This is a genomic window from Brevundimonas sp. FV1ye7S (assembly GCF_058680995.1).
Map to the genome: position 1 here is coordinate 384,784 of NZ_CM178726.1, position 22,374 is coordinate 407,157.

Below are 22,374 nucleotides of genomic sequence, written 5' to 3' on the forward strand. Positions count from 1 at the left end.
CTTCCTAGAAAGAGACTCAAAATGCTGAAGATTCGTCTGGCCCGCGGCGGCGCCAAGAAGCGCCCCTACTACCACATCGTCATCGCTGACTCGCACTCGCCCCGCGACGGCAAGTTCATCGAGAAGGTCGGCAGCTACAACCCGATGCTGCCCAAGGACGGCGCCACTCCGCGCGTCGCCCTGAAGGTCGAGCGTATCGCCGAATGGCTCGGCAAGGGCGCCCAGCCGACCGACCGCGTCGCCCGCTTCCTGTCGCAGGACGAGACCCTGGGCGCCAAGGTGAAGTGGACCCAGTCCAACAACCCGAACAAGGCCCAGCCCGGCAAGAAGGCGCAAGAGCGCGCCGCCGAACGCGCCCAGCGCGAAGCCGACCGCCTGGAAGCCGAAGCCGCCGCCAAGGTCGAGGCCGCTGAAGCCGCCGCCCGCGCCAAGGAAGAAGCCGCCGCCGCCGCGGCTGCTCCGGCTGTCGAAGAAGCCCCGGCCGAAGAAGCGCCCGCCGCTGAAGCCGCTGCTGAAGAGGCCCCCGCTGCTGAAGAAGCAACCGAAGAAAAGACCGAAGCCTAAGATCTTCGGTCTCGACACGATCAAGGCGGCGTCCTTCGACGCCGCCTTTTTCATGCGCTACTAGACCCTCTCCCGCTTGCGGGAGAGGTGGCCCGGCGATCGGCGCAGCCGATCCAGGGTCGGAGAGGGAAGTGTCGCGACACTTCCCCCATCGTCAGCCGTCTCGCTGCGCTCGACGAGCTGACACTTCCCCCGCAAGCGGGGGAAGATCTAGGACGACGGACACAGACCATGACCACGGACAGCAAATTGATCCTCGTCGGCCAGATCGGCGGCGGTTTCGGGGTGCGGGGCGAGGTGCGGGTGACCGCCTTCACCGCCGATCCCCTGGCCCTGACCGCCTATGGCCCGCTGTTGCGCGCCGACGGCACGGTGGCCCTGACCCTGACCTCGACCCGCCCGGACAAGAGCGGCGTGGTCGGCCGGGCCAAGGAGATCGCCACCAAGGAACAGGCCGACGCCCTGCGCGGCCTGAAACTCTATGTTCCCCGCGACCGCTTCCCCGAACCGGACGAGGACGAATTCTATCTCGCCGACCTGCTGGGCGTCGAGGTCCGCGACACGGCGGGCGAGGTCATGGGCACGGTCAAGTCGGTCCAGAATTTCGGCGCCGACGACATGCTGGAGATCGCCCCCGCGACCGGCGGCCCGACCTGGTATCTGCCCTTCACCAAGGCAGCGACGCCCGAGCTGCACCTGGCCGACGGCTGGCTTCTGGCCGTCCCGCCGACCGAGGTGGGCGAGCGCGAGCCGGACTAGCTGTTGTCTTCGACCTCGGCGTCCGGGCCGTTCTTCTTGATGGAGTCGATGGCGTTCTGAGCCGAGGCCTTGGAGCTGTAGCCTTCGGTCGAGAACAGGGTCTCGGAATTGTATTTGAACCGGACCCGGAACTCGCCGGCCTTGTCCTTGTAGATCTCGAACTTGTGCGCCATCGGGCGTCTCCCTTCCTGCGACCTGTGATCGGTCACGGCCAAGCTGGCGCCGTCCTCGGTGCGTTTCCAGACACAAGCCCGCGACCAAATCGTGCCGATGACAGTTGCGAACCTCGCGCATGGCGCCGACATGGGTGTTCATCACCACGCCGAGGCCGAACCCATGACCGACCTGTCCGCCTTTCCGATCACCCACCGCTGGCCGGCCCAGCATCCCGACCGGTTGCAGCTCTATTCCCTGCCCACGCCCAATGGCGTGAAGGTGTCGATCATGCTGGAAGAGGTCGGCCTGGCCTATGAGCCGCACTTCATCGACATCATGGCCAACGAGACCTGGGGGCCGGAATTTCTCTCGCTGAACCCCAACGGCAAGATCCCCGCCATTCTCGACCCCGACGGCCCCGGCGGGCGGCCGCTGGCCCTGTTCGAGTCCGGCGCCATCCTGATCTATCTGGCGGAAAAGACCGGCAAACTGCTCTCGACCGACCCGGCGACCCGCTACGAGACGATCCAGTGGGTCATGTTCCAGATGGGCGCGATCGGCCCGATGTTCGGCCAGCTGGGCTTCTTCCACAAGTTCGCCGGCAAGGACTATGAGGACAAGCGTCCGCGCGACCGCTACGTCGCCGAAAGCCGCCGTCTACTGGGCGTGCTGGAAACGCGGCTAGAGGGCCGCGACTGGATCATGGACGACTATTCCATCGCCGACGTCGCTACGCTGGGCTGGGTCCGCAACCTGATCGGCTTCTACGAGGCGGGCGAGATCGTCGGCTTCAACGACTTCCCGCACGTCGCCGCCTGGCTGGAGCGCGGCCTGGCCCGTCCGGCGGTGCAGCGCGGCCTGGCCCGTCCGGCGGTGCAGCGCGGGCTGGCGATTCCGGCGCGCGGCTGAACCCTCGCCCATTGGCCGCGTTGTCTCGCCACACCAACAGGAGCGCGACCGATGGGCATCTTCTCTTCGATCTGGAACAAGATCACCGGCCACAAACCGAAGACGGCCCCCGCGCCGTCGCCGACCGTCGGCGGCGCGCCCCCCACGCCCGGCGCTGCGCCCATTGCGACGGCGGCGCCTGTCCTGCCCCCGGTCGATGTCGAGGCGGTGCTCAGCGATCTGGCCGAATCCAGGGGCGGCGGCGGCAACTGGCGCACCTCGATCGTCGATCTGCTGAAGCTGCTGGATCTGGATTCCAGCCTGGCCGCCCGCAAGGAACTGGCCGAGGAACTGAACGTCCACGCCGGCGAACACGGCTCGGCCGAGCAGAACACCGCCCTGTCCAGGGCGGTCTGGAACAAGCTGGCGGAAAACGGCGGCCAGGTCCCGGCGTCGCTGCGGGACTGAGGCGACCCGGCGGGCCGGGGCGCTGGATCAGGCTTTCGGTCTGATCCAGCGCAGCGCGCCCAGGGCTGCGAAACCGACGACCAGGCCCCAGAAGGCCGAGCCTATGCCGAACAGGGCTATCCCCGATCCGGTGGCGGCGAAGGTCAGGACGGCGGCTTCGCGCTCGTCGGCCTTGGCCAGCATGGCGCTCAGCGCGCCCGTCAGGGCGGCGATCAAGGCCAGGCCCGTGATGATGGCCAGCACCGCCGGCGGCATGGCGATGAACAGTCCCGCCAGCGGCGCCGCGAACAGCGCCACCAGGATATAGAAGCCGCCATAGATCACCCCGACGATCCAGCGTCGCGCCGGATCCGGGTGGGCGTCCGGTCCGGTGCAGAGGGCGGCGGTTATGGCGGCCAGATTGACTCCGTGCGCCCCGAACGGCGCGGCGATCACGCTGGTCAGGCCTGTCGCCAGGATCAGGAGGTTCGCCGGGGGCGCATATCCGGCGGCCCGCAACACCACCAGGCCCGGCAGGTTCTGCGACGCCAGCGTCACCAGGAACAACGGCAGGCCCAGACTGGCGGCGACCTTCCAGTCAAAGGCGGGGATGACGGGCGACAGCGTCCCGAACAGGCCGGTCCCCGGCGGCAGGCCGATCTGGTTCCTGAGCATCAGCACGACGAAAGCCGCGCCCAGGACGGCGGGCAGGGCCCAGGCGGGCCACAGGCGGCGCACGACGATGAAGACGGCCAGCAGGCCGGCCGCCAAGGTCAGTTCGTCGGGCGCGACCTTGAACAGTCTCAGCACGAAGGGCGACAGCACGCCCGCCAGCATGGCCGAGGCGACCGAGGCCGGGATTTTCTGGGCCAGCCGTCCCAGGACCGGCAACAGGCCTGTCAGCACCATCAACACGCCCGCCACCACGTAGGCGCCGACGGCGTTGGCCCAGCCCAGCCCCAGAGTGGAGGCCGCGAGCAGGGCCGCGCCGGGCGTCGACCAGGCCAGAACGACCGGCATCCGCAGGCGCCAGCTCAGCACCATGCCCGGCACGCCTATGCCCAGGCACAGGGCTGTGACCATCGACACGATCTGGGCGGGGTGGGCGCCCAGCGCCTGACCCGCCTGCACCACCAGGGCCACCGTGCCGCCGAAGCCGACGACGGTCGCCACCGCCGCCGCCGAAACGGCGGACGGCGTCAGCAGGGGGACGGACGGTTCGGAAATGGACAGGGGACGCCCCTATTCCTCGTCGCCGGCCAGACCCATCATGTGGAAGCCGGCGTCGACGTGGACGACTTCGCCCGTGGTCGACAGACCCAGGTCCGAGCACAGCCACAGGGCCGCCCCGGCGACGCCTTCCATCGAGGTGTCTTCCTTCATGGCCGACATGGCGCGGCCCTGGCTGATCATGCCGCGGCCGCCCGAGATGCCGGCCAGCGACAGGGTGCGCATGGCGCCGGCCGAGATGGCGTTGACGCGGATGCCCTTGGGCCCCAGGTCGCGGGCGATATAGCGGGTCGCCGCCTCCAGCGCCGCCTTGGCCACGCCCATGGTGTTGTAGTTGGGGATGGCCCGTTCCGAGCCGAGGTAGGTCATGGTGATCATCGACCCGCCGTTCGGCATCAGTTTCGACGCGCGCTTGGCCACGTCCACGAAGCTGAAGGCCGAGATGTTCATGGCCAGCAGGAAGCTGTCGCGGCTGGTGTTCTCGACGAACGACCCCTTCAGCTCGTCCTTGTTGGCGAAGGCGACCGAGTGGACGACGAAGTCGATCGTGCCGAACTCCTTTTCCAGCTCGGCGAAGGCGGCGTCCATCGAGGCGTCGTCGGTGACGTCGGCCTGGATCAGCAGCCTGGCGCCCACGCTCTCGGCCAGCGGCCGCACCCGACGCTCAAGCCCCTCGCCCAGATAGGTGAAGGCCAGTTCCGCCCCCTGGGCCGCCAGTTGCGAGGCGATGCCCCAGGCGATGGAATTGGCGTTCGCCACCCCCATGATCAGGCCCTTCTTGCCCTTCATGAGTTCGCCGGTCGGCATGTTCCAGCCTTCGGAAGCGGCCATGATACGTCTCCTGATGATTTGCGCGGAGGGTTAGCAGGCGCAGGCCACGGGCTCAACGTCTTCTCCCTCCCCCTGCGGGGGAGGGGGGCGAAGGCGGAGCCGAAGCCGGGTGGGAAGGGCCGCGCGACCTGTCCCCGACATTAGAAGATCCGAGCGGCGTCGCCTTGCCGCCCCCGCCCCGTCGCTGACGCGACGCCCCTCCCCGCAGGGGGAGGGAGATCGTCGGTCTGTGCTTAAAGCAGGGCCGAAATCGCCGCCCGCGCCGCCTCGCCCAGGTCGGGGCGTTTCAGGGCCAGGGCCACATTGGCGCGCAGCAGGCCGATCTTGTCGCCGCAGTCGTGGGTGACGCCCGCGTATTCGACGGCGGTGAAGGCCTGGCGCTCCATCAGGCGGGCCATGGCGTCGGTCAGCTGGATCTCGCCCCCGGCGCCCTTCTCCTGGGTCGCCAGCAGGTCGAAGATCTCCGGCTGAAGGATGTAGCGGCCCGAGATCGACAGATTGGACGGCGCCGTGCCGGGGGCGGGCTTCTCGACCATCCCCTTCATCTCGATCCGGTTGCCCTGACGGCCGACCGGATCGACGATGCCGTATTTGTGGGCCAGTTCGACAGCGACGGATTCCACGCCGATGATGTTGCCGCCGGTCTCGGCATAGACCTCGGCCAGCTGTTTCAGGGCGCCGGGCTGCGAATCGACGATGACGTCGGGCAGGATGACGGCGAAGGGCTCGTCGCCGATGATGTCGCGGGCGCACCAGACGGCGTGGCCCAGCCCCTTGGGCTGCATCTGGCGGGTGAAGCTCATCTCGCCGGCCGAGGCCAGCTCGGCGTTCATCATCTCGAGGATCTCGATCTTGCCCTTGGCCAGCAGTTGGGCCTCAAGCTCGATCTGGTGATCGAAATAGTCCTCGATGGCGCCCTTGGAGCGGCCGGTGACGAAGACGATGTGTTCGATCCCGGCTTCGCGGGCTTCTTCCACGATATAGGACAGAATCGGCCGATCGACGACGTTCAGCAGTTCCTTGGGCGTGGTCTTGGTGCCGGGAAGAACGCGGGTGCCGAGGCCCGCGACGGGCAGAACGGCCTTGCGCAGACGCGCGGGCTTGGTGGTCATCAATGAATCCTGACAGCTATCCCGCCCCTCTTAGCCGGTGCGGACCGGCGAAAGAAGGGGCGGGACGGCCGTCGGTTCCGCCCTACTTGGCGGGCCGCTGCATCGGGGTCATGGCCGATGCGGTCGCGCGCTGGGCGACCAGCTGGTCTTCGGGCAGCGGGATCAGGCCGCGGTCGGCCAGATAGCCGCCCTTGCCTGCGGCGCCTTCCGACAGGAATTCCTGAATATACTGCTGCAGGCCCGGGATTACGCCGATATGGGCCTTCTTCACATAGATGAAGAGGCTGCGCGACAGCGGGTATTCGCCGCTGGCGATGGTGTCGGCGTTGGGGGTGACGCCGTCGATGGTCTCGGCCTTCACCGTGTCCAGGTTCTGTTCCAGGAAGGAATAGCCGAACACGCCCAGCGAGCCGGGGGTGCGGGTCAGGGTCTGGACGATGGCGTTGTCGTTCTCGCCCGAGTCGATCCAGGCGCCGTCTTCGCGCAGGGTGTGGGCCAGGGCCTCGAACCGGTCCTTGTCGGTCTTTTCGACGGCGGCGGCGGCGGGCACCAGCTTGGCGCCCGGCGTCATGCCCAGCTCCAGGAAGGCGTCGCGCGTGCCCGAGGTGGGCGGCGGGCCATAGACCTGGATCCGCTGGTTCGGCAGGCCCTTGTTGACCTCGTTCCAGGTCTTGGCCGGGTTGGCGACGAACTGGCCGTCGGGGCCGGGCACTTCCTTGGCCAGGCCTTCGTACAGGTCGTTCAGTTCGAAGTTGAAGCCGTTGCCGTTGCGGGCCGTGGCGACGACGATGCCGTCAAAGCCGATCTTGATCTCGACGATGTCGGTGACGCCGTTCTTCTGGCACAGGTCGAACTCCGACGCCTTCATCTGACGCGAGGCGTTGGCGATGTCCGGGGTGTTCGGGCCGACGCCCTGGCAGAAGGCCTGGATGCCGCCGCCGGTGCCCAGGGATTCGACGCGGGGCGCGGCGCCGCCGGCGGTGCGGGCGAAATTCTCGGCCACGCGGGTGGCGAAGGGGAAGACGGTCGACGAACCGGCCGACCAGATGCCCGAACGGGCGCTGGAGCCGCCGCCGGAACCGCCGTCGCCGCAGGCCGCCAGGGCCAGAAGGGCGGCGGCCGCCGTCGCCAGTTTCAGTGTGCGGATCATTTGAAGATCTCCCTGAGCATCGATTTCACGACGGTTAGACCAGACGAGTGTGACTGTTTTTCCTGCGTCCCGGGCACGGCGCCCACCGTTACAGCAGGCGTTTGCGCATGACCTGGGACAGGGTGTCGATCAGGGTCACGGCGACCACGATGACGATGGCGATGGCGGCGACCCGGCTGTAGTCGAAGGCCTGGATGCTCTCGAACAGGGTCTGGCCGATGCCGCCGGCCCCGATCAGGCCCAGCACGGTAGCCGCGCGGCTGTTGGATTCGAACCGATACAGGGCGAACGAGGTCCACAGCGGCGCCACCTGGGGGAAGACGCCCCAGACGATCTCGTGCAGCTTGCCGGCGCCGGTGGCGCGCACGCCCTCGACCGGCCCCTTGTCGATCGACTCGACCGCTTCGGAGAACAGCTTGGCCAGGACCCCGCCGGTGTTCAGCGCCAGGGCCAGCACGCCGGCCAAGGGGCCCAGGCCCACGGCGACGATGAACAGGGTGGCGATGACCAGGTCGGGGATCGACCGCAGCAGGTCCATGAACCGGCGCACGATGAAGACCATCCAGCCGGGCGCGATGTTGCGCGACGCCATCAGGCTGAGGGGCAGGGCGATGAAGACGGCCAGGAAGGTGCCCCACAGGGCGATCTGCACCGTCAGCCACATCTGGCCCGCCAGACTGGTCGTCGGCTGGGTGAAGACATGGGTGAACGACGTCCAGAAGTCTCCCGGCGGGAAGATGGCCCCCCAGTCGGGCCGCAGCAGGTCGGCGCCATAGGTGGAGATGTTCGACGAGCCCGAGAACAGCCGGCCGAAATTCTGCATGTCCACCTTGCCGAAGCTGGCGATCAGGATGATCGCCAGACCGCCCCACAGCATCAGGTCGAACAGGGTCGCCGACAGCGACTTGGTCGGCGCCGAGGGAATGGCGGTCGGGGCGACGCCCCCTTTGGCCGCCATGTCGAGGCTGGCTTCGGTCAAGGCTGGACCTCACGCTTGGCGCGCAGGGCGGCCAGGTCGCGTTCGGCGGCGGCGACGCCGGCCTGGTCGTTCTTGGCTCTGGCCTCGCTCAGCTTCTGGTCGGCGACCATTTCACGCACCGGGTCCAGGTAGGAATCGTCGGCGGCGCGGAACATCGAATAGTTCAGGCCCGCCAGCACCTGACGCTGGCGCTCGGCCTCGGGGCCCTGGCCCTGGCCGTAGGTCAGGAAGAAGCTGCGCAGCTTCTCCTTCAGCGCCGGATCCAGATCCTCGCGGATGACGATGCCGGATTCCGGGATCGGCGGCGACACCCAGATGTCCTCGATCTGCGACGCCAGCTGCGGGTTCTCGCGGCGCATGAAGACGGTGTTGACCGAGTTGGAGGTGGCCACGTCGACCACGCCGGTCGCGACGGCGAAGGCGTTGGCCTGGTGGCTGGCCGAGCGCACGGTCTTGAAGCACTGGGCCGGCACGATGCCGCGGGGATTGAACAGGAAGGTCAGCGGGGCGAGCGTGCCCGAGGTCGACTGGGCGTCGCCGATGCCGAAATCATACTGCTTGCCGCAGGCCAGCACCTTGTCCAGCGTGACGCCCGAGCCTTTGCGCACGATCAGGGTCGAGGTGTAGCTGTCGCGACCCTCGGGATCGACGATGCGGGCGATGACCTCGCCCTGGGCGCGGTCCACGGCTTCCAGGGCCGGCTTGGCCGAGAACCAGGCCACCTGGGTCTGGTTGAACCGCATGGCCTCGATCAGGACATTGTAGTTGCCCGCGAAGAAGGGCTTCACCGGCACGCCGACGGCCTTGGACATGTCGTCCAGCAGCGGCTGCCACAGCGGGCCCGAAGAGGCCTGGCCCTCGGCCGAGAGGATGGAGAAGGTCAGTTCCGACGGCATGGTCCCGGCCGCCGGCTTCTCGTCGCCCCCGCCGCACGAGGCGAGGCCCAGGATCATCGCGGCGCCCAGGGCGGCGACGCCGGCCTTCGCTACGAAGCGACGCGCCAAAGAAGCTTGAAACGGGCTCATGCCTTGGTCTCCCAGAACGCGTCCTCGAATTCAGGACCATAGATATCGATCAGGCGCTGTTGATCCAGGCCCGTGGCGGGACCGTCATAGACGATCTTGCCGCCCTGCAGCGCGATGACGCGGTCGCAGTAGCGGATGGCGTAGTCGACCTGGTGCAGGGTGACGATCACCCCCATGCCGTCGCGGCGGTTCAGCTCGACCAGCAACTCCATCACTTTGCGCGCGGACACGGGGTCCAGCGAGGCGACGGGTTCGTCGGCCAGGATGGCCTTGGCCCCCTGAACGATGGCGCGGGCGATGGCGCCCCGCTGCTGCTGGCCGCCCGACAGGGTGTTGGCGCGCTGCCCGGCGTAGTCGCTGACCCCGACCCGGTGCAGGGCCGCCATGGCGCGATCCTTGTCGGCCTGGGGCCACAGGCCCAGCAGGCCCTGCCAGGCCGGCAGCCGCCCCAGGGCGCCCAGCATGACGTTGGAGAACAGGCTCAGCCGCCCGACCAGATTGAACTGCTGGAAGATCATGCCCAGCTTGCCGCGCGCCTGGCGCACGGCGCCGGTGACGCGCCCGTCCTTCTGGACGGTTTCACCAAAGACGCTGATCGTCCCCTTGCCGGGATCGATCGACTGCAGGCCGGTGATGGAGCGCAGCAGGGTGGACTTGCCCGATCCCGACGGGCCGATCAGGGCGACCATCTCGCCCGAGGCCACGGAGATCGAGACGCCGTCCAGCGCCTTTCGCGATCCGAAGGTCTTCGACACGTCACGCGCCAGGACAAGCCCGGGGGCGACGGCGGCTGCGGATGAGGTCATGAACTCGCTGGGAGGCTGTGGCGAACGGGCGCCGCATGACGCGACAAAGGCTTCTGGGCAAGTCTTAATCGCACGGCAGGCGCAATCTCGTCCAGACCCGACCCGTTCAGCCGACCTCGGCCGCCGCCTCGACCCGTGCGACATCGGCGGCGATCGGCAGGGCGACGCGCGATCTGTCCAGCGCCTCGCGGGCCAGAACCTCCACCGCCCCGGCCAGGGCCGGCGTCGTCGCCAGAGTCTTCAGGCCCTTCTGAAGCCGCACGGCGACGGCGACGTCTCCGGCTCCGTAACGGGCCACCGGTCCGAAAACATCGTCAAGCAGGTCCGCGTCGGCGATTCCCGGCACGAACAGCCGGTCGCGATGCGGGGGCTGTTTTTCGGGACAGGCGTCGCCCGTCCAGACGTCCAGCAGGCGGACGCCCGCGCCGATGATCTGGATCGCCGTTCCGGGGTCGTTGACGCCGGGAGACAGGGCCTTGGCGGCGATCTCCCCCAGCACGATCAGGCCGAAACGCGGATCCTGATCATAGGACCGGGAATCGCCCAGGGCGAAGGCCGAGCAGAAGTCGGCCTGCGCCGTGTCGTCGCAGGCGGCGAGGCTGATGCGCGCCAGCACCCCGCCGCGCCGCACGAAGGCGCCCGGCGCAGCCACGACCTCGACCTTACAGTCGCGCGCCTCGGCCAGGGTCTGAAGCCGGTCGGGATCGACGTTCTGGACATAGCCGGTGGCGGGGGCGACGACGACGGCGCCGTTTTCCAGGCCGCCCGCCCGGCCGCCCAGTCGCGGCAGGTCACGGCGCTGTTCCAGCGCATCCCGCGCATAGGACTCGACCAGCTCGATCATGTGCCCGACCCGCGCCAGGCTGGACAGGCGGTTGATCCAGGCCAGCAGGCGAAACGCCACCAGCCCGACCATGGCCAGGCTGAACAGGAACAGGATGGCCCGGCCGTTCTGGCCGTAGTAATGGGCGTTGATCGCCGTCACCGACACGATGGCGTACAGGAAGGCGCCGACGAAGGTCGCCAGCGACTTCTGGGTTTCCTCGTCGCTGGTCACCAGGGCCGCGACCCTGGGGCTGGCGGCGGACGACACCGACGTATAGGCCGTCACCATGGCCCCGACCGAAAAGGTCGCGACGCCCAGCAGGCTGGACGCCAGTATGGTCAGGATGGATTCGACCGATTCTCCGCCCAGGCGCTCGGCCATGTCCTGGGGCACCCAGGGCGACAGGGCCGCCGCCAGCAGCGAGGCCGCCAGGCCGAAGACGGCGTAGGCGGTCGCCCGCACCCACAGTTGGCGCCGCGTCTTGCGCCACAGGAACAGCCATCGATTCATTCACGCCTCCCGTTCATCAACGGCGTGAAAAGGCCAAGGTTGCGCCCCTGGGGGGCTGTGACACTGTCGCGGGGGATTTGTGACAGTCCAAACCCAGGCCCCGCCACGAAAAAACCCCTTTACATGACAGTCCGATGCCCCCATATCGCGGCTTCCGGCGGACCCCGTGGTCTAACCGTTAAGCGCTGCTAACGCCGGTCTGGGTTTCACAATTAGCAGGGGGTTACGTGAATTGCGCACGTATCAGCTTCCCCTGGACCTGGTCCGTGAGCGGTCCCCTGAACGTCCCGTCGCCCTCGTGCGACCGCGTTCGGTATCCGTAGCGGCGCTTTGGTTCCAGGATAATCTAAAAGCCGACGTCTTCTATGCCGTGAAGGCGAATCCGTCGCGTTGGGTCATCGAGACCCTGATCGAGGCCGGGGTTCGCGGCTTCGACGTGGCGTCCATCGCCGAGATCGAACTGGTGCGTTCGGTCAGCCATGACGTTCGCCTGGCCTTCATGCATCCGGTCAAGAGCCGGTCTGCGATCACCAAGGCCTATTTCGAACACGGCGTTCGCACCTTCTCGCTCGACTGCGTGGATGAGCTGAACAAGATCCTCGACGCCACCGGCGGCGCGGACGACCTGAACCTGATCGTGCGCATGGCGGTTTCGGCCGACGGCGCCGCCTATACCCTGTCGGGCAAGTTCGGCGTTCCCGCCGACCAGGCCCCGGCCCTGCTGCTGGCAACGCGCCAGGCGGTCAAGGACGGGCTGATGGGCGTCAGCTTCCATGTCGGCAGCCAGTGCATGCGCCCGACCGCCTATCAGGCGGCCATGGCCCAGGTCGGCCGTTCGATCAGCCGCGCGGGCGTCATCGTGGACATCGTCGATGTCGGCGGCGGCTTCCCCTCGGTCTATCCCGGCATGGTGCCGCCGGACATGAGCGAATACGCCGACGCCATCCATCGCGGCTTCAACGAGATGCCGGTGTCGGAAACGACCGAGCTGTGGTGCGAACCCGGCCGGGCCATCGTCGCCGAATCCTCGTCGATCCTGGCCCGTGTGGACCTGCGCAAGGGCGACGCCCTGTATCTGAACGACGGCTCCTACGGATCGCTGTTCGACGCGACCCACTCGCGCTGGCCCTTCCCGACCAAACTGGTCCGGGACGGCGAGGCTGCGTCCGAGCTGAAGGCGTTCCAGTTCTATGGTCCGACCTGCGACTCGATCGACCATATGCCGGGTCCGTTCTGGCTGCCGGCCGACATCCGCGAAGGCGATTTCATCGAAATCGGCATGCTCGGCGCCTATGGCGTCGCCATGTCGACCGGCTTCAACGGCTATGGCGAACACGACATCGCCATCGTCGAAGACGCCCCGATGGCCTCGCTCTACGGCCTGGCGCCGCGCTCCATCCCCACCGTGCGCACCACGGCCGAGGAGAACGCCCGCAAGGTCGTGCGTCTGTCACGTCCGAAAGGTAAGGCCGGTCAGAGGAAGAAGTCGCGACGCTGATCGTGAGAGGTGAATCGTGAGTCGTGATTGTCAGCCATGACCGACTTGCGAACTCACCGCGATCTAGACGTCTGGAAGCTCTCGGTTGATTGGGTTGAAGCCGTTTATCGTTGCTCGGTCTCCTGGCCGTCTGACGAGCGGTTTGGCCTGATCCGTCAAGTTCGTCGTTCAGCCGTCAGCGTGGCCGCCAATATCGCGGAGGGCGCAGGCCGAAACGGAACGGGGGAGTTCGTCCACTTCCTCGGCGTCGCGCGCGGGTCGCTCGCGGAGGTCGAAACCCATCTCCTCATCGCCGCGCGTCTCGGCTATCTAACGACTGACAATCTCCAGCCTTTGCTTGCCGACATGGAGCGGATCGGGCGTATGCTCTCCGCCCTTTCGACGCGACTGAAGCAACGGCGGCACGACTGACCGCACTTCACCATTCACGCCTCACGATTCACGAGTCACCCATGACTGCCAACACCAAGGCCCAGCTGCTGCAGAATGTCGTCGAGCATGTCGACATCACCAGCTTCGACGCCCGCCCGATCATCGACTCGATGCGCAAGATGTCGTTCTCGAGCCGCGACACCGCCCGCGCCGCCGACATCTTCTCCATGGCCATCGAGGACAAGGACTGCTCGCCTTGGCTGATCCTGGCCGGCTCGACCTCGGCCGGCGGCTGCATGCACGTCTACCGCGACATGGTGAAGTTCGGCATGGTGGACGCGGTGGTCGCCACCGGCGCCTCCATCGTCGATATGGATTTCTTCGAGGCCCTGGGCTTCAAACACTATCAGGCCGCCGGCGAGGTGGACGACAACGTCCTGCGCGAGAACTACGTCGACCGGATCTACGACACCTATATCGACGAGGAAGAGCTTCAGGCCTGCGACCACACCATCCTGGAGATCGCCAACCGGCTGGAGCCGCGCGGCTATTCCAGCCGCGAGTTCATCTGGGAAATGGGCAAGTGGCTGAGCGAGGGCAACGCCAAGAAGCCCGGCTCACTGATCCAGACCGCCTATGAAGAAGGCGTGCCGATCTTCTGCCCGGCCTTCGTCGACTCATCGGCCGGCTTCGGCCTGGTCAAGCACCAGAAGGAACGCGCGGCCGCCGGTCAGCCCTATCTGATGCTGGACGCCATCGCCGACTTCCGCGAACTGACCGACATCAAGATCGCCGCCGGCGTCACCGGCCTGTTCATGGTCGGCGGCGGCGTGCCCAAGAATTTCGCCCAGGACACCGTCGTCTGCGCCGAAATCCTGGGCGTCGAGGCCGAGATGCACCGTTATGCGGTCCAGATCACCGTCGCCGACGTCCGCGACGGCGCCTGTTCCTCCTCGACGCTGAAAGAGGCCGCCTCCTGGGGCAAGGTCCAGACCACCCACGAGCAGATGGTCTTCGCCGAAGCCACCACCGTCGTCCCCCTGATCGGCTCCGACGCCTACCACCGCGGCGCCTGGAAGGCCCGCGACAAGCGCCGCTGGAACAAGCTGTTCGAGAGGGGCTGAGCCGAAGCGGCTGCCCATGAGAGAAAGGCCGGCGGAGCGATCCGCCGGCCTTTTTCTTACCCTCTCCCGCTTGCGGGAGAGGTGGCCCGCCGTTCGCGCAGCGAACCAGGGTCGGAGAGGGAAGTCTTCGTTCAGAAGAGACTTCCCCCATCGTCAGGCGTGTCGCTACGCGCCACGACCTGACACTTCCCCCGCAAGCGGGGGAAGGTCGTTCTAGGCCGCGCAACCCTCGAACCCGGCCCGCAGCGCGGCCTCGTCCAGTTCGCGGCCGATGAAGACGGCGCGGCTCCAGCGGCGTTCGCTTTCGCCCCATTCGCGTTGCAGATCGCCCTCCAGGATCATGTGGACGGCCTGGAAGACCAGGCGGCGGTTCTCGCCCTGGACGTCGATGATGCCCTTGGCGCGCAGGATGTTCTGACCCTGTTCGCCCAGCAGCCGGTCCAGCCAGGCGGTGAACTTGGCGCCGTCCATCGGCCGGTCCAGCGACAAGGAAATCCCCTTGATGTCGTCCTGGTGGGCGTGACCCCTCGCGCCATGGGAATGCGCGTCGTGGGAATGGTCGCCGTGCGAATGATCATGCCCGTGGTCGTGGTCATGATGGTGGTGGTCGTGGCCGCAGTGCTCGTCGTGCACATGGCCGTCCGCGCCGTGCGGCGGGTTGGCGAAGTCCGGCTGGACCTCCAGAATCCGCTCCAGATCGAAGGCGCCCAGGCCCAGCACCTGGTCCAGCGGCACGTTCGACCGTTCGGCGCGCACGATGGGCGCCAGCGGGTTCAGCGCCCGCAGCCGGGCCTCGACCGCGTCCAGCTCTTCCGGGGTCGCCAGATCGACCTTGTTCAGGATGATGCGGTCGGCGAAGGCCACCTGTTCGCGGGCCTCCTTGGAGTCGTCCAGCCGCGCCATCACGTGCTTGGCGTCGACCAGGGTGGTGACGCTGTCCAGCTGGGTCTTGGCCTTGACGTCCTCGTCGACGAAGAAGGTCTGGGCCACCGGGCCGGGGTCGGCGAGACCCGTCGTCTCGACGATGATGGCGTCGAAGGCCGGCTTTCCGGGGCGTTGGCGCTTCATCAGGCCGGCGACGACGCGGATCAGGTCGCCCCGCACGGTGCAGCAGACGCAGCCGTTGTTCATTTCGAACACGTCCTCGTCGGCGCCGACCACCAGGTCGTTGTCGATGCCGATCTCGCCGAACTCGTTGACGATGACGGCGTAACGCTTGCCGTGATCCTCGGTCAGGATCCGGTTCAGCAGCGTGGTCTTGCCCGCGCCGAGATAGCCGGTCAGGACGGTGACGGGGATCTTGCCAGTTGCGGCGGTCGAAACGGGGGCGTCGAGGGTGTCGGTCATAGGCCGCTAGATGGCGGCTGACGCCTCACTTGGGAAGAGGGCTCTATGCCTTCTTCACGAACTCGACGCGCAGGACCAGGCCGCGCACCTTGTCGACATTGGCCTCGATCTCGTCGGTGTCGCCGGTGAGACGGATGTTCTTGACCAGGGTGCCGCGCTTCAGCGTCACCCCGCCCGAGCCCTTGACCTTCAGATCCTTGATCAGGGTCACGCTGTCGCCGTCGGCCAGGATGTTGCCGTTCGAGTCTTTGGTCACGTCTTCGGTCATGGCGAAGCTTCTAGCGAGCGATGCCAGACGCGTCACGCAATATCCGCACTTCCGATGTGGATATGAGCGGTGTCGGGGTCTCAAGTAGCGCGAAGCGCGATAGCCCGAACAGGGAACCGACGCCGTCAGGCGTCGGGGACGTTGGCGTCCAGTTCGTCCAGCCACACCCGCGCATTGCCGTCCGACGGGGCGCGCCAGTCGCCGCGCGGGGACAGGGATCCGCCGGTGACGACCTTCGGGCCGTTCGGCAGGGCCGAGCGTTTGAACTGGGCGGTCTGGAAGAAGCGGATCAGGAACTTCCGCAGCCAGGCCTTGATGGTCGCCAGGTCGTATTCGACCTTTTCGTCGTCAGGGGTATTGGCGGGCCAATGTCCGGCGCCGGCGTCGCTCCAGGCTTGGTGCGCCAGGAAGGCGACCTTGGACGGCTTCAGGCCGAAGCGGCTGATGTAGAACAGGAAGAAGTCGTTCAGCGCATAGGGGCCGACCGTGCCCTCGGTGGACTGAATCACGCCGTCCTTGGCCGGCACCAGTTCGGGCGAAATCTCGGTGTTCAGGATGGCGTGCAGGGTCGGGCTCGCCTCGGCCCCGACCAGTTCGCGGTCGGCCACCCAGCGGATCAGGTGGCGGATCAGGGTCTTCGCCACCCCGCCGTTGACGTTGTAGTGGCTCATATGGTCGCCGACGCCATAGGTGGCCCAGCCCAGGGCCAGCTCCGACAGGTCGCCGGTGCCCAGGACGAAGCCCCGGTTCTGGTTGGCCAGGCGGAACAGATAGTCGGTCCGCAGCCCCGCCTGCACATTCTCGAAGGTGATGTCGTGAACCGGCTCGCCTGCCGCATAGGGGTGGCCGATGTCCTTGAACATCTGTTCGGCGGCGGGGCGGATGTCGATCTCGGCCCCGGTCACGCCCAGAGCCTTCATCAGGGCCCAGGCGTTGGACTTGGTCCCGTCCGAGGTCGCAAAGCCGGGCATGGTGAAGCCCAGGATCTGGGTCCGGGGCAGGTTCAACCGGTCGAAGGCGCGGCAGGCGACCAGCAGGGCCTGGGTCGAATCCAGCCCGCCCGACACCCCGATAACCAGCCGCTCGCCATTGGTCGCCGTCATTCGCCGCATCAGGCCCTGGACCTGGATGTTGAAGGCCTCGTAGCAGTCCTGATCCAGCCGTCCGGCCTCGTCCGGCACGAAGGGGAAACGGTCCAGCGGCCGGATCAGCTCGCTCTCGACCGCGTCCTCGCGCGCCATGAAGGGCACGACCGTCGCCGCCTCGCCCTCGACCCGCGCGCATTCGGAAAAGGTGCCGTTTCTCAGGCGATCCAGGCCGATCCGGTCCACGTCCACGTCGGCGAGGGTCAGGTGGTTCTCCAGGGCGAACCGTTCGCCCTCGGCCAGCTTCGACCCCAGTTCGTGGATGGTCGCCTGACCGTCCCAGGCCAGGTCGGTGGTGCTCTCGCCCCAGCCCGAGGCGGTGAAGACATAGGCCGACAGGGTGCGGGCCGAATGGCTGGCGCTCAGCATGGCGCGCTCGTCGGCCTTGCCGATCACGATGTTCGACGCCGACAGGTTCAGCAGGATCCGCGCCCCCGCCAGGGCCGCGCGGGTCGAGGGGGGCAGGGGCGCCCAATAGTCCTCGCAGATCTCGACCGCGAAGACGAAGCCCGGCCGGTTGACCGCCTCGAACACCAGGCCGGGGGCGAAGTCCACCGTCTCGCCGTTCAGCCGGATCACGTCCTCGGCGCGGGCCGTCGCCGGAGCGAACCAGCGTTTCTCGTAATATTCGCGGTAGTTGGGCAGATAGGTCTTGGGCACGACGCCCAGAACCTCGCCGGCGCCCATCACCACGGCGCAGTTGTACAGGGCGTCGCCGTTGCGGATCGGCGCGCCGACCACCGCGACCAGATCATGGTCGCCCGTCGCCTGGGCGATGACCGCGATCTGGCGCTCCACCTCGTCCAGCAGGGCCGCCTGCATATGCAGGTCGTCGATGGCGTAGGCCGACAGCGACAGCTCCGGAAACACCATCAGGTCCACGCCCTGATCGGCCGCCTGACGGATCAGGGCCAGGTGTTCCTCGGCGTTCGCCTTCGGGTCGCCCACATGGCTGACGGGCGTCGCCGCGGCCACCCGCACGAAGCCGTGGGTCTTGGGGGAATGGAAGGGCAGGGGCTCGGCCATCGGGTCGTCCGTTCATCCCGGCGCGCGCCGGTCGTCAGCGTCCATATAGGCCGGAATGACGACAGGAGAGAATCCCCTGCGCGCGTCGCCGCCTGTCGGCGCGCCTAGACCGCAGGCACGGCCGCGATCTCACCGGCGGTCTGGCGATGCAGCACCGAGACTTCCGTGCCGGGAGCCAGGTCCTTGACGGTGATCGACGCCTCCAACTGGGTAGCCAGGGCCTTGATGATGGCCGTTCCCAGTCCGGCTTCTGAATCGGCGGGGTTCTTGGGCATGCCGACGCCGTCGTCGGAGATCGTCAGATCCCAATCCTCGGACCGCGACTGGAAATCGACGTTGACCACGCCCTTTCGCCCGTTGGGGAAGGCGTGTTTCAGGGCGTTGATCACCAGTTCGGTGACGACCAGACCGATGCTGACCGAGACCTCGGCGTCCAGGGCGCTGGCGTCGCCGCTGACCTCGATCCGCACCAGATCATGGTCCGCGATCATCGAGGCGCCGATACTGCCGCACAACTGCGCCAGATAGGGTTTTAGCGCGACCTCGCCGACCTTGTTCAGGGACAGCTGGCGCTGGACCTCGGCCACCGACATGACGCGGTTGTGCGCCTCGGTCAGATGGGCGCGGCTTTCGATCGATTCCGTCTTCCGCGCGGTCTGAAGCAGCACGCTGGCGATGATCTGCAGGCTGTTGGCGGCGCGGTGCTGGACCTCCTGAACCAGAACCTCCTTCTGCCGCACCAGGTCGTCCATCTTCTTCTGGGCCGCCTTTGCGGCGGTGACGTCCACGATGGTCAGCAAAAGGCGCACGGGCTGGGTGTCGGAAAAGACCAGGCGCTTGGCGTTCAGTTTCAGGCTGCGGGTCGCGGCGGTCCGGAACGGCATTTCCAGCTGATAGTCGGGCACGTCCGCACCGCCGGAACCGACCGCGCCCAGCAGGGAGCGCAGCCGGGGCAGGTTCCATTCCCCGCCGCCCAGGTCGAAGATCGACCGCCCGACCACCGCATCGTCGTCCAGCCCGAATTCCATCAGGAAGGATTGGCTGGCGGCGACGATGTCGAACGCCTCGTCCATCAGCAGCAGCGGTGCGCTGGACACCGAAATGACCGCCAGGGCCAGGGCGGAGCCCAGATCTTCATCTTGAGATACGGGAGCCATGGGCCTCCCTTTCCGATCCCGTCGCGACGCTCAGTGTGAGCATCAAGCCTCGGGTTCAGACGCGTCTGAGCGTCTTTCGCCCCACTCTAGCATGCGGGGGCGCAACTGAGCATCGAAAGTGACGACTTCGCGCTAGGCCGCCCGCTTCTCCTCGGGCCGCAATGTCAGCACCCGCACCCCGTCCCCTGTCACCGCCACCGTATGCTCGAACTGGGCCGACAGCATCCCGTCCGCCGTCACCACGGTCCAGCCGTCGTCCTCGGTCCGCACCGTTCGGCGGCCCTGGTTCAGCATGGGTTCGATGGTGAAGACCATGCCCTCGCGCAGGGTCACGCCCGTGCCCGCCCTGCCGAAATGCAGCACCTGGGGGTCTTCGTGCATTTCGCGGCCGATGCCGTGGCCGCAATATTCGCGCACGACCGAATAGCCGGCCTTCTTGGCGTGCCGCTCGATGGCGAAGCCGATGTCGCCCAGCTTCGCCCCCGGCCGCACGGCCTGAATACCCTTCCACATCGCCTCATAGGTGGTGCGGACCAGCCGTCGCGCCCGGGGCCCCACGGTCCCGATCAGATAGGTCTTGCTGGAATCGGCGATGAAGCCGTCCTTCTCCAGGGTGATGTCCAGATTGACGATGTCGCCGCTTTTCAGCACCTCGTCCGTCGACGGCACGCCGTGGCAGACGACCTGATTGCGCGAACTGTTCAGCACGAACCCATAGCCGTACTGGCCCTTGCTGGCGGGCCGGGCCTGAAGTTCATCGACGATGAAGGCCTCGACGCGGTCATTGATCTCCATCGTGGTCATGCCGGCCAGCGCCAGCCCGTCCAGATGGGTGAAGACCGAGGCCAGCCGGCGCCCGGCCTCGGCCATCAACTCGACCTCGGCGGGGGTCTTGGTCATGCAGCCGCATCCGTCAGGGCCGTCGCGTCCACGCCTGCGGCCTTCAGCTCACGCGCCACCAGGTCCTGAAAGGTCAGGCCCGGATTGGTCTCGCACAACAGGCCGATCCTTATCCAGAAGGCCGCCTGGGCGTTGATGGACCGATAGGAGGCCTTGCTGGCGCGACGCAGCTGTTCGTGCAGCGCGTCCTCGATATTGACGATGCCCAAGGCCTGACTCCGGACTATATGATTCGTATATGCAATGTATATTCGTCGTTCTGGCGCCGCAAGCGGCCGTTTCCGCCGTGTCGGCGCCGCGCCCCATCCGCCAACTGTCACAATGACGCTGGTGATTCATCAGGGATTTCAAGGTCTTGCCGAATTTTCGGGATCTTTTCCCAGCCTGGGCTCCCGTCGGCCTCATAGTCTGCGCTCCAGAGGACGGACACGGCGGAGAGGGCGGATTTCAGACGATTTATACTATCTAGACTCTGTTTTTTTCCGCGAGAGTCTGAAATCCCCGCCCCGGCGCCCGATGACGCAGGCCGCCGTCTGCATGCGAATGCGGATGACGTCGGCCTCCGCCGCCGCTAAAGCCATCCGATGACCGATACGCCGAAAAAGGGCTGGTTCCAGCGCCTGTCCGCGGGGCTCTCGCGCTCCTCCAAACAGATGACCGACCAGGTCGTCGCCAGCTTCGTCAAGGAACCCCTGTCCGAGGCGGCGCTGGAGCGGCTGGAGGAGCATCTGCTGGAAAGCGATCTCGGCCCCGCCGCCTCGGCCCGGATCGTCGAACGCTTCCGCGCGCTGAAGTTCGGCAAGGACGCCCAGGAACATGAGGTCAAGGAGGCCCTGGCCGAGGCCGTGGCCGCCGAGCTGTCGCCGCGCCAGGCGGCCTTCGACCCGCTGAGCGGGCCCAAACCCTATGTCGTCCTGTTCGTCGGGGTGAACGGCTCGGGCAAGACCACGACCCTGGGCAAGATCGCCGCCGACCTGACGGCCAAGGGCGCCAAGGTCATGATCGTCGCCGGCGACACCTTCCGCGCCGCAGCCCGTGAACAGCTGAAGGTCTGGGCCGACCGGGCGGGGGCCGAGTTCGAGAGCCGTCGCGACGGGGCCGACGCCGCCGGCCTGGTCTTCGACGCCTACGCCAAGGCCCGGGCCGAGGGGTTCGACGTCGTCCTGGTCGATACGGCCGGCCGACTGCAAAACAAGTCGGCCCTGATGGACGAACTGCTCAAGATCGTGCGCGTGCTGAAGAAGATCGATCCGGCGGCTCCCCACGACACCCTGCTGGTGCTGGACGCCACGGTCGGCCGCAACGCCCTGGCCCAGGAACAGATCTTTGGCCGCACCGCCTTCGTCACCGGCATCGTCATGACCAAGCTGGACGGCACCGCGCGCGGCGGGGTGCTGGTGCCCGTGGCCCAGGCGTCCGACGCGCCCCTGATGCTGATCGGCGTGGGGGAGGGGATCGACGACCTGCAACCCTTCGACGCCCGCGCCTTTTCCCGCTCGCTGGTGGGACTGGAAGACTGACATGACCGACACGACCGCTTCTCCCGAACCGAAGAAGAACCGCCAGTGGATCCGCCAGCTCGTCGATTTCGGCGCCCTGGCCGCCTTCATGATCAGCTATTTCGTCAGCCGGGACATGATCCTGGCGACCTGGGTCCTGGTCGGCGCCTCGGGCCTGGCCCTGATCATCGGCTATGCGGTGGAGCGGCGGTTCGCCCCCCTGCCGCTGATCACCGGCCTGTTCGCCCTGGTGTTCGGCCTGCTGACCGTCCTCACCCATGACGACCTCTATGTGAAGCTGAAGCTGACGGTGCAGAACGGCCTGCTGGCGGTGATCCTGCTGGGGTCGATCCCGCTGAAGAAATATCCGTTCAAGGCCCTGCTGGGCTCGGCCATCAAGGTCAATGACGCCGCCTGGCGCACCCTGACCCTGCGCTACGGCCTGTATTTCCTGGCGGTGGCGATCCTGAACGAGATCTTCCGCAGCCCCGCCGCCGTGACCGCCCTCTGGCACGCCCTGGGCCGCGACACCCCAAATCCGAACGACGTCTGGACCAGTTTCCGGGGCGTCCTGTGGATCGCCGCCTCCATCTTCGGCCTGTCCCAGGTGCCGCTGATCATGAAGAACATGACGAAGGACGAGGAGCCCGGTCCCATTTCTCCCGACACGGGAATGTAGCGCGCGCACCTGACGGAACCACGGGAGCCTACAGACAGAATGTCGCGGAAGTGACATACGTGTCGCGTCAAATCGT

General features: G+C 67.1%; 24 protein-coding genes. 9 read left to right on the forward strand and 15 right to left on the reverse strand.

The window, feature by feature from the left end; translation table 11 throughout:
- Window positions 1-21 precede the first annotated feature (21 nt).
- Both rpsP and rimM read left to right on the forward strand, forming a co-directional pair.
- The gene (rpsP, locus tag ACW18C_RS01825; protein ID WP_008263068.1) at window positions 22-564 is read left to right on the forward strand and encodes a 30S ribosomal protein S16; all 543 of its coding nucleotides are present in this window, start codon (window positions 22-24) and stop codon (window positions 562-564) included.
- Window positions 565-795: 231 nt separating this feature from the next.
- Window positions 796-1,323, forward strand: coding sequence for a ribosome maturation factor RimM (rimM, locus tag ACW18C_RS01830; RefSeq protein WP_492072484.1), 528 nt, complete (start codon window positions 796-798; stop codon window positions 1,321-1,323).
- Here rimM and ACW18C_RS01835 read toward each other — a convergent pair.
- The gene (locus tag ACW18C_RS01835) at window positions 1,320-1,496 is read right to left on the reverse strand and encodes a YegP family protein (protein WP_008260025.1); all 177 of its coding nucleotides are present in this window, start codon (window positions 1,494-1,496) and stop codon (window positions 1,320-1,322) included. The genes rimM and ACW18C_RS01835 overlap by 4 nt on opposite strands.
- 163 nt (window positions 1,497-1,659) lie before the next feature.
- On the opposite strand from ACW18C_RS01835, the gene ACW18C_RS01840 reads away from it, so the two are divergent.
- Both ACW18C_RS01840 and ACW18C_RS01845 read left to right on the forward strand, forming a co-directional pair.
- Window positions 1,660-2,388: a glutathione S-transferase N-terminal domain-containing protein gene (locus ACW18C_RS01840; protein WP_492073950.1), complete on the forward strand. Its 729-nt coding sequence runs from the start codon at window positions 1,660-1,662 to the stop codon at window positions 2,386-2,388.
- A gap of 51 nt (window positions 2,389-2,439) precedes the next feature.
- Entirely contained in the window at window positions 2,440-2,835 is a 396-nt protein-coding gene (locus tag ACW18C_RS01845; protein ID WP_008264261.1) for a DUF3597 domain-containing protein, read from the forward strand.
- 27 nt (window positions 2,836-2,862) lie between these two features.
- Here ACW18C_RS01845 and ACW18C_RS01850 read toward each other — a convergent pair whose 3' ends face one another.
- The 8 genes from ACW18C_RS01850 to ACW18C_RS01885 form a co-directional block, all read right to left on the reverse strand.
- On the reverse strand, window positions 2,863-4,047 hold the full coding sequence (locus ACW18C_RS01850) for a benzoate/H(+) symporter BenE family transporter (protein ID WP_492073952.1): 1,185 nt from the start codon (window positions 4,045-4,047) through the stop codon (window positions 2,863-2,865).
- A gap of 9 nt (window positions 4,048-4,056) precedes the next feature.
- Window positions 4,057-4,851 (reverse strand): enoyl-ACP reductase FabI, encoded by a 795-nt coding sequence (locus ACW18C_RS01855; protein ID WP_164952750.1) that lies wholly within the window; start codon window positions 4,849-4,851, stop codon window positions 4,057-4,059.
- A gap of 257 nt (window positions 4,852-5,108) precedes the next feature.
- Window positions 5,109-5,987 (reverse strand): UTP--glucose-1-phosphate uridylyltransferase GalU, encoded by an 879-nt coding sequence (gene galU / locus ACW18C_RS01860; protein ID WP_492072486.1) that lies wholly within the window; start codon window positions 5,985-5,987, stop codon window positions 5,109-5,111.
- An 82-nt stretch (window positions 5,988-6,069) separates the two neighbouring features.
- Window positions 6,070-7,137: a substrate-binding domain-containing protein gene (locus tag ACW18C_RS01865; protein ID WP_492072487.1), complete on the reverse strand. Its 1,068-nt coding sequence runs from the start codon at window positions 7,135-7,137 to the stop codon at window positions 6,070-6,072.
- An 88-nt stretch (window positions 7,138-7,225) separates the two neighbouring features.
- Window positions 7,226-8,116, reverse strand: a complete 891-nt coding sequence (gene phnE / locus ACW18C_RS01870) for a phosphonate ABC transporter, permease protein PhnE (RefSeq protein ID WP_008258633.1) — start codon at window positions 8,114-8,116, stop codon at window positions 7,226-7,228.
- Window positions 8,113-9,141, reverse strand: coding sequence for a phosphate/phosphite/phosphonate ABC transporter substrate-binding protein (gene phnD / locus ACW18C_RS01875; protein ID WP_008259855.1), 1,029 nt, complete (start codon window positions 9,139-9,141; stop codon window positions 8,113-8,115). Before phnD ends, phnE begins: the two co-directional genes overlap by 4 nt.
- Window positions 9,138-9,947, reverse strand: a complete 810-nt coding sequence (phnC, locus tag ACW18C_RS01880) for a phosphonate ABC transporter ATP-binding protein (protein ID WP_008264302.1) — start codon at window positions 9,945-9,947, stop codon at window positions 9,138-9,140. The genes phnD and phnC overlap by 4 nt, the downstream gene beginning before the upstream one ends.
- 106 nt (window positions 9,948-10,053) lie before the next feature.
- Window positions 10,054-11,283: a DUF2254 domain-containing protein gene (locus ACW18C_RS01885; protein WP_492072489.1), complete on the reverse strand. Its 1,230-nt coding sequence runs from the start codon at window positions 11,281-11,283 to the stop codon at window positions 10,054-10,056.
- Between the two features lie 232 nt (window positions 11,284-11,515).
- On the opposite strand from ACW18C_RS01885, the gene ACW18C_RS01890 reads away from it, so the two are divergent.
- From ACW18C_RS01890 to ACW18C_RS01900, 3 genes are read left to right on the forward strand one after another with little or no spacing between them, the layout of a single operon-like run.
- The gene (locus tag ACW18C_RS01890) at window positions 11,516-12,781 is read left to right on the forward strand and encodes a type III PLP-dependent enzyme (protein WP_035307304.1); all 1,266 of its coding nucleotides are present in this window, start codon (window positions 11,516-11,518) and stop codon (window positions 12,779-12,781) included.
- A 36-nt stretch (window positions 12,782-12,817) separates the two neighbouring features.
- The gene (locus ACW18C_RS01895; RefSeq protein WP_492072491.1) at window positions 12,818-13,192 is read left to right on the forward strand and encodes a four helix bundle protein; all 375 of its coding nucleotides are present in this window, start codon (window positions 12,818-12,820) and stop codon (window positions 13,190-13,192) included.
- 41 nt (window positions 13,193-13,233) lie between these two features.
- Complete coding sequence (locus ACW18C_RS01900; RefSeq protein ID WP_292148752.1) at window positions 13,234-14,277, forward strand: 1,9-bis(guanidino)-5-aza-nonane synthase; 1,044 nt, start codon at window positions 13,234-13,236, stop codon at window positions 14,275-14,277.
- 213 nt (window positions 14,278-14,490) lie between these two features.
- Here the strand turns inward: ACW18C_RS01900 and ACW18C_RS01905 are convergent, their stop codons facing one another.
- The 6 genes from ACW18C_RS01905 to ACW18C_RS01930 form a co-directional block, all read right to left on the reverse strand.
- On the reverse strand, window positions 14,491-15,624 hold the full coding sequence (locus ACW18C_RS01905) for a CobW family GTP-binding protein (RefSeq protein WP_492072493.1): 1,134 nt from the start codon (window positions 15,622-15,624) through the stop codon (window positions 14,491-14,493).
- A 43-nt stretch (window positions 15,625-15,667) separates the two neighbouring features.
- Entirely contained in the window at window positions 15,668-15,892 is a 225-nt protein-coding gene (locus ACW18C_RS01910; protein WP_008263608.1) for an alkylphosphonate utilization protein, read from the reverse strand.
- A 125-nt stretch (window positions 15,893-16,017) separates the two neighbouring features.
- Entirely contained in the window at window positions 16,018-18,063 is a 2,046-nt protein-coding gene (locus ACW18C_RS01915) for an NAD(+) synthase (protein WP_492072494.1), read from the reverse strand.
- Window positions 18,064-18,167: 104 nt separating this feature from the next.
- Window positions 18,168-19,220 carry a sensor histidine kinase gene (locus tag ACW18C_RS01920; protein ID WP_492072495.1) on the reverse strand — a complete coding sequence of 351 codons (1,053 nt, stop codon included), beginning with the start codon at window positions 19,218-19,220 and terminating at the stop codon, window positions 18,168-18,170.
- A 132-nt stretch (window positions 19,221-19,352) separates the two neighbouring features.
- Window positions 19,353-20,120, reverse strand: a complete 768-nt coding sequence (gene map, locus ACW18C_RS01925) for a type I methionyl aminopeptidase (protein ID WP_492072497.1) — start codon at window positions 20,118-20,120, stop codon at window positions 19,353-19,355.
- Window positions 20,117-20,329 (reverse strand): ParD-like family protein, encoded by a 213-nt coding sequence (locus ACW18C_RS01930; RefSeq protein WP_008258854.1) that lies wholly within the window; start codon window positions 20,327-20,329, stop codon window positions 20,117-20,119. Before ACW18C_RS01930 ends, map begins: the two co-directional genes overlap by 4 nt.
- A gap of 375 nt (window positions 20,330-20,704) precedes the next feature.
- Here ACW18C_RS01930 and ftsY point away from each other — a divergent pair, with 375 nt between their 5' ends.
- The gene (gene ftsY / locus ACW18C_RS01935; RefSeq protein WP_008262203.1) at window positions 20,705-21,640 is read left to right on the forward strand and encodes a signal recognition particle-docking protein FtsY; all 936 of its coding nucleotides are present in this window, start codon (window positions 20,705-20,707) and stop codon (window positions 21,638-21,640) included.
- 1 nt (window position 21,641) lies between these two features.
- Complete coding sequence (locus ACW18C_RS01940) at window positions 21,642-22,298, forward strand: inner membrane-spanning protein YciB (protein ID WP_008264172.1); 657 nt, start codon at window positions 21,642-21,644, stop codon at window positions 22,296-22,298.
- Window positions 22,299-22,374: the final 76 nt, after the last annotated feature.